This is a genomic window from Mesorhizobium sp. M7A.F.Ca.CA.003.01.2.1, from assembly GCF_003998945.1.
GTDB classification, from domain to species: Bacteria; Pseudomonadota; Alphaproteobacteria; order Rhizobiales; family Rhizobiaceae; genus Mesorhizobium; species Mesorhizobium ciceri.
In genome coordinates this window covers 1-1,094 of the sequence record NZ_RZRA01001329.1, presented here as the reverse complement: position 1 = coordinate 1,094, position 1,094 = coordinate 1, and the positions used below count along the sequence as shown (strand labels likewise).

Below are 1,094 nucleotides of genomic sequence, written 5' to 3'. Positions count from 1 at the left end.
CTGCCAATCTCCCCCACGAGGGGGGAGATTGGCTAATCACACCAACCCGCGCTTGGCCATCATCGCTTCCGGCGACGGCATCTTGCCGCGGAAGGCGGTGTAGAGTTCTTCCGGATCCTTCGACCCGCCGGCCGCGTAGATGTTCTTGCGCAGCCGCTCGGCGAGTGCCGGGTTGAAGGGGTCGCCGGTTTCCTCGAAGGCGGCAAAAGCATCGGCATCGAGCACTTCCGACCACATGTAGGAATAGTAGCCGGCCGAATAGCCTTCGCCGGAAAAGACATGGCCGAAATGCGGGGTGCGGTGACGCATGGCTATGGTGTCCGGCATATGCAGTTCTGCAAGCGTTTCGGCTTCGAAACGAAGCGGCGCTTCAGGCGCCTCCGCCCGCGCGTGATAGGCCATGTCCATCAAGGCGGAGGCGGTGAATTCGACCGTGGCGAAGCCGGCGCCGAAGGTGCGCGCGGCCAGCATCTTGTCGAGCAGCGCCTTGGGCATCGGCTTGCCGGTCTTGACGTGCAGCGCGTGCTTTTCCAGCACTGCCGGCACGGTCAGCCAGTGCTCGTAGAGCTGCGAAGGCAGTTCGACGAAATCGCGGCTGACCGAAGTGCCCGAAACCGAGGGCCAGGTGACGTCGGTCAGCATGCCGTGCAAAGCATGGCCGAACTCGTGGAACAGCGTTTTGGCCTCGTCGACCGACAGCAGAGCCGGCTCGCCCACCGGCGGCTTGGCGAAGTTCATGATGTTGTAGATGACCGGGCTCGCACCGTGGCCGAGCCTGTAGCCGGATTGCAACGCGCTCATCCAGGCGCCGGATCGCTTTGACGGCCGGGCGAAATAGTCGGCCAGGAAAAGGCCGCGCTCGCTGCCGTCGGCATTCTTCACCACGAAGACGCGGGCGTCCGGATGCCAGGCCGCGATGTCCTTTTTCTCTTCGAAGGTGATGCCGAACAGCCGTGTCGCCACGTCGAAGCAAGCGTCGATGATCCGGTCGAGCTGCAGATAAGGTTTCAGTTCCGCCTCGTCGAAGGCGAATTTCTCCGCGCGCAGCTTCTCCTGGTAGAAGCGCCAGTCCCAGGCAGCGAATTTTTCGTTGC

At 63.0% G+C, this 1,094-nt stretch carries 1 protein-coding gene; it reads right to left on the bottom strand.

Features of this window, described 5'->3' with window-relative positions; genetic code table 11:
• Positions 1-36 precede the first annotated feature (36 nt).
• The coding region (locus EN969_RS32405; RefSeq protein WP_245467620.1) for a M3 family metallopeptidase at positions 37-1,094 on the bottom strand (1,058 nt) is incomplete at its 5' end.